At 62.8% G+C, this 4438-nt stretch carries 7 protein-coding genes; 4 read left to right on the top strand and 3 right to left on the bottom strand.

All coding sequences use genetic code 11. The features are described 5' to 3' along the window. Positions 1-35: 35 nt before the first annotated feature. A complete protein-coding gene (gene hisI, locus EOA28_RS26240) occupies positions 36-494 on the bottom strand; it encodes a phosphoribosyl-AMP cyclohydrolase (protein ID WP_127252193.1) in 459 nt (152 codons plus the stop codon). 38 nt (positions 495-532) lie between these two features. Beyond that, a complete protein-coding gene (folE, locus tag EOA28_RS26235) occupies positions 533-1165 on the bottom strand; it encodes a GTP cyclohydrolase I FolE (RefSeq protein ID WP_040981569.1) in 633 nt (210 codons plus the stop codon). A gap of 236 nt (positions 1166-1401) precedes the next feature. Between folE and EOA28_RS26230 the strand changes: the two genes are divergently transcribed. Beyond that, positions 1402-1848, top strand: a complete 447-nt coding sequence (locus tag EOA28_RS26230; RefSeq protein WP_042644273.1) for an iron-sulfur cluster assembly scaffold protein — start codon at positions 1402-1404, stop codon at positions 1846-1848. A 9-nt stretch (positions 1849-1857) separates the two neighbouring features. On the opposite strand, the gene EOA28_RS26225 is transcribed toward EOA28_RS26230, so the two are convergent. Further along, a complete protein-coding gene (locus EOA28_RS26225; protein ID WP_127252192.1) occupies positions 1858-2763 on the bottom strand; it encodes a LysR substrate-binding domain-containing protein in 906 nt (301 codons plus the stop codon). 91 nt (positions 2764-2854) lie between these two features. On the opposite strand from EOA28_RS26225, the gene EOA28_RS39035 reads away from it, so the two are divergent. From EOA28_RS39035 to blaOXA, 3 genes are all read left to right on the top strand, one after another. Next, a complete protein-coding gene (locus EOA28_RS39035) occupies positions 2855-3013 on the top strand; it encodes a hypothetical protein (RefSeq protein WP_189342194.1) in 159 nt (52 codons plus the stop codon). A gap of 66 nt (positions 3014-3079) precedes the next feature. Continuing rightward, positions 3080-3448 carry a membrane protein insertion efficiency factor YidD gene (yidD, locus tag EOA28_RS26220; RefSeq protein WP_127386065.1) on the top strand — a complete coding sequence of 123 codons (369 nt, stop codon included), beginning with the start codon at positions 3080-3082 and terminating at the stop codon, positions 3446-3448. 143 nt (positions 3449-3591) lie between these two features. After that, on the top strand, positions 3592-4404 hold the full coding sequence (gene blaOXA, locus EOA28_RS26215) for a class D beta-lactamase (protein ID WP_127253941.1): 813 nt from the start codon (positions 3592-3594) through the stop codon (positions 4402-4404). The last annotated feature ends 34 nt before the right edge of the window (positions 4405-4438 follow it).

Genomic DNA, 4438 nt, shown 5'->3' with positions numbered 1-4438 from the left:
TAGTGAATCTGAGTGGTTTGTGAATATTGAATGGTTCACACCGGCTTCCGATACGTTTCTTCCGCATCGAACAGCGGCCTACTGCCGTCGCCGGCAAGCGTTGCTTTGCCGTCATTCAGCCCCACCGTCCGATAAAAACAAGAACGCCGTCCGGTGTGGCAGGTTGCGTCGTGGCCCAACACTTTCACGCGCAACCATATCGCGTCCTGGTCACAATCCGTGCGCATCTCGACGACCTGCTGGAAGTTGCCCGAGGTCTCGCCCTTCTTCCACAGCGCATTGCGCGAGCGCGACCAGTAGTGTGCAATGCCGGTTTCCAGCGTAAGCGCCAGCGCCTCGGCATTCATATGCGCGACCATCAACAGCATGCCGTCACCGGCGTCGGTGACGACGACGGCGACGAGGCCCGCGGCGTCAAAGCGCGGAGAAAAGACGGAGCCTTCCTCCAGCGCTTTCTTGTCTGACGGAGCTTTCGGGAATTCGACTGCCGACATCGCCGGTCCTTATATGTTTGGCCGGCGACGGTCGATCATCAGCCGCCTGCGCGCACCATGGTGACGAAGCGGACCTGCTCCTCGGGCGTATCCTTGAAGACGCCGGTGAAGGTCGAGGTCAGCGTGGTCGAGCCCTGCTTGCGGATGCCGCGCATGGCCATGCACATGTGCTCGGCCTCGAGCATGACGGCGACGCCGCGCGGGTTGAGCACGTCCTGGATGACGCCGGCGATCTGCGCGGTCATCGCTTCCTGAGTCTGCAGGCGGTGGGCGAAGATGTCGACCACGCGCGCGATCTTCGACAGGCCAACAACCTTGCCGTCCGGCAGATAGCCGACATGCGCCTTGCCGATGATCGGCACCATGTGATGCTCGCAATGCGAATGGAACTTTATGTCCTTGACGATGACGAGGTCGTCATAGCCGGCAACCTCCTCGAAGGTACGGCCAAGCTCGTCGGCCGGGCACATGTCGTAGCCGTTGAACATCTCGCGGAAGGCTTTGGTGACACGCTTCGGCGTATCGACCAGGCCTTCGCGATCCGGATTGTCGCCGGTCCAGCGCAGCAATGTGCGCACGGCGGCCTCGACCTCGGCTTCGCTCGGCCGGTCGGTGACGGGCTTGTCCAAATATTGTGAAGGGGGCATGATTTTCTTGATGACGGCATCCATAAAGGCGTCTCCCGTAGTCCCACTCAAAGGTGGGACGAGTTGAACGGACCATGACCTTTTGGGTGAAAATCGCCCATTTCCATCCCGCAAGCGGCGTGAACAGCGGGGCAACGAAGGCAGCTTCCGGCCGCCTTGTCGATGCCCGACTGCCACCATTATATATGGTTGGAGCGGAGCGAAAGGAAGACGCGAGAGCGGCAAACCCTGTTCGCTGGGCGGCGACGGATTGGAAAAATATGATCGACGACGTCTACAATGCGAAAATTCTCGGCTTCGCCGGAAACATCGGGCGTATCGGCCGGCTCGATCATCCCGACGCGACCGCCAGGGCGCATTCCAAATTGTGCGGCTCGACCGTGACCGTCGACCTCAAGATGGATGGCGACGTGGTCACCGATTTCGCCCATGACGTGAAGGCCTGCGCGCTCGGCCAGGCCTCTTCTTCGATCATGGCCCAGCATGTGGTCGGCGCCAACGCCGGCGAATTGCGCGCCGTGCGCGAAACCATGCTGAGGATGCTGAAGGAAAACGGCGCGCCGCCGGAAGGACGCTTCGCCGACCTCAAATATCTGGAACCGGTGCGCGACTACAAGGCGCGCCACGCCTCCACCATGCTGACCTTCGACGCGGTGGTCGACGCGATCGGCCAGATCGAGAAGAAGCGCGCCGGACAGGCGGCGTGAGGACACGGCTTAGGCCGCTCCCCTGGTTACAGCGAATTCGCTTCGGATCCAGTCGGCGAACGCCTTGGCGGGTTCGGCCAGATCCGACAAGTTCCTGGCCACCAGCCAGTAGGCGCCGGAAGCGACATCGATATCGAACGGCTTGATCAAAGTCCCCGAAGCGAGCTCCTCGCCGACCTGCAGGAGGTCGCCGAGCGCCACGCCATGGCCGAGCAGCGCGGCCTGTTTGGAAAGCGAGACGTCGGTCAGCATCGGGCCGCGCGCGGGGACCGCCTCGGCGGGCACGCCGGCCGCCTGGAACCAGCGCGCCCAGCCCTGGCGGTTTTCCTCGTGCAGCAGCGTGTAATGGCGAAGGTCGATCGGCTTTTCCAGGGGAGGGCCGGCGGCAAGCAGCGCCGGCGACAGGACCGGTGAATCGACGGTCGAGGCCAGGCGCTCGGCCTCGCTGCGCGGCCATGACGTGGCGTGCGCGCTAAAACGCAAGGCAAGCTCGGGCTGGTCGCTGCGGAACTCGATCGGCCGTGGATCGACTTCAAGGGAAACGTCGATATCAGGCCGCAACTGGCGAAAGCGATTGAGCCGTGGCACCAGCCACACGGCGGCGAGCGACGGTTCGACGCTGACGCGCGCGACGGCTTGGGCTGGCGAGGCCGTGAGCTCGGAAAGCACGCGGTCGATATCGTCGAAGCTTCTCACCAATCGGCCGAGCAGCCGATGGCCCGCATCCGTCAGTTCGACACGGCGATGGAGGCGCAGGAATAGCGGTCTTCCCAGAAAGGCCTCGAGCTCGCGTATCTGCCGGCTGATCGCGGCCTGTGAGACATAAAGCTCCTCTGCCGCCCGGCTGAAGCTCAAATGCCGGCCGGCCGTCTCGAAGCTTCTCAATGCCGTCAGCGGCAGGCGGCCCCGCTTCATTCGCATAACCTCAAGTTATCCGAGGCGGAAATTATACTCGTTTGAGGAGGAAGGCCAGCGGCAGTCTAATCCGTGTCAAAGGAGACCTGTCATGAACGAGTTCCTGGCCATTTTCAGCGACGTGGTACGGATAGCGACCTTCCAATGGCATGGTGGAGTCGTGCGCGACGGCCGCCATGACCGCCGCGATCTTCCCCCTCACCATCGCCCATGGACCGGCAGCCATCCCATCCGGCGCTCCAGGCCTTGAGGGCAAAGCATTGCGTTTCAGCGTCGAAGCCCACATCTATCGCGCAGTGAAACAGGCTGCGGAGCGATGGGCGACCATCACGGACATACGCGCCGGCCGATCCAGCGCGGACGCAATTGGCCGGGGCCATGGCGCAAGACGCCCGGGCGCATCCTCGGCACGTCACTCGTGCGCCTTTATCAGCTGACGCTTTCAGGGTTTGTCGGCAACAGCTGCCGGCACCTGCCGACCTGCTCCGAATACGCGCATGAGGCGATCGCCCGCCATGGCCTGTGGGCCGGCGGCTGGATGGGGCTGTTCAGAATCTCACGCTGCGGGCCGTTCGGAACGCATGGCATTGATCGCGTGCCGGAGGTGCTTGCAGCGCGCTATGTCTGGTTCATGCCCTGGCGCTACTGGCGGATCGGCAAAAAGCGCGGCAACCCCGAAATCTGATTGCTTCGCCGTTATGCGAACCGGATTTTAACGGTCCGGTAGGGTTAACGCGAAGCTGCACAAACATTGCCAATTTGAGACAAAATCGAGACAAGTCGCGTCGCTAAGCCGCTCCCGCAATCTCATACCGGAGTGACTTCGCCATGCGCCAGATGGACCGCTATCCTTTCATTTTTGCCATCGTCCTTTTCCTTCTGGCCTGGATGCTCGGCTTGCCGGTGCGGGCGCAATCGGCGCCGCTCAACGACATCCGCTGCACGCTGATCCAGGATGCGCAAAGCGGCGCCACGCTTTACCAGGACGGCGTCTGTGATCAGCGCGTCAGTCCGGCCTCGACGTTCAAGGTGCCCCTGGCGCCGATCGGCTATGACGCAGGCATCTTAAGCGACGTGCACACGCCGAGCTGGGACTACAAGCCGGAATTCAAGGCGGCGAAGCGCGACCAGAAGACCGTCGATCCAACGATCTGGGAACGCGATTCCATCGTCTGGTACTCGCGCGAGATCACGCGGCGGCTCGGCGCCGAAAAATTCGCCGGCTACGTGTCGAAATTCGGCTATGGCAACAAGGACGTCTCGGGCGATGCCGGCAAGGATAACGGACTGACGCAATCCTGGATCAATTCCTCGCTCGAAATATCGCCGGTCGAGCAGACGGCGTTCCTGCGCCAACTGCTCGCCGGCAAGATGCCGGTGTCGGCGAAGGCGCATGAAATGACCAGGGCAATCCTGCCGACCTTCGCGGCAGCAGACTGGACGGTGCAGGGCAAGACCGGCAGCACCAGGCTTGGCCAGGATGGCAGGCGCTCGCTTGGGTGGTTCGTCGGCTGGGCCGAGAAGGGCGGGCGCCGCATCGTCTTTGCAAGGCTGGTTGTCGACACCAAGCGTACCGGCGAGCCGAAGGGGCTTGCGACGCGCGCGGCGCTCCTGAAGGATTTGCCGCAACTGGTGAAGTAGCCTCTCCCAAACGCTGCGGCGGGCGCGCAGGATG

This window comes from Mesorhizobium sp. M2A.F.Ca.ET.067.02.1.1 (genome assembly GCF_004023285.1).
GTDB lineage: Bacteria > Pseudomonadota > Alphaproteobacteria > Rhizobiales > Rhizobiaceae > Mesorhizobium.
This window is presented reverse-complemented; position numbering and strand designations above follow the sequence as displayed.

Coding starts and splice junctions, on each gene's coding strand:
- EOA28_RS26225 (WP_127252192.1), bottom strand. CDS start 2,763: ATGAAGCGGGGCCGCCTGCCGCTGACGGCATTGAGAAGCTTCGAGACG.
- hisI (WP_127252193.1), bottom strand. CDS start 494: ATGTCGGCAGTCGAATTCCCGAAAGCTCCGTCAGACAAGAAAGCGCTG.
- EOA28_RS26230 (WP_042644273.1), top strand. CDS start 1,402: ATGATCGACGACGTCTACAATGCGAAAATTCTCGGCTTCGCCGGAAAC.
- yidD (WP_127386065.1), top strand. CDS start 3,080: ATGGGCGACCATCACGGACATACGCGCCGGCCGATCCAGCGCGGACGC.
- EOA28_RS39035 (WP_189342194.1), top strand. CDS start 2,855: ATGAACGAGTTCCTGGCCATTTTCAGCGACGTGGTACGGATAGCGACC.
- folE (WP_040981569.1), bottom strand. CDS start 1,165: ATGGATGCCGTCATCAAGAAAATCATGCCCCCTTCACAATATTTGGAC.
- blaOXA (WP_127253941.1), top strand. CDS start 3,592: ATGCGCCAGATGGACCGCTATCCTTTCATTTTTGCCATCGTCCTTTTC.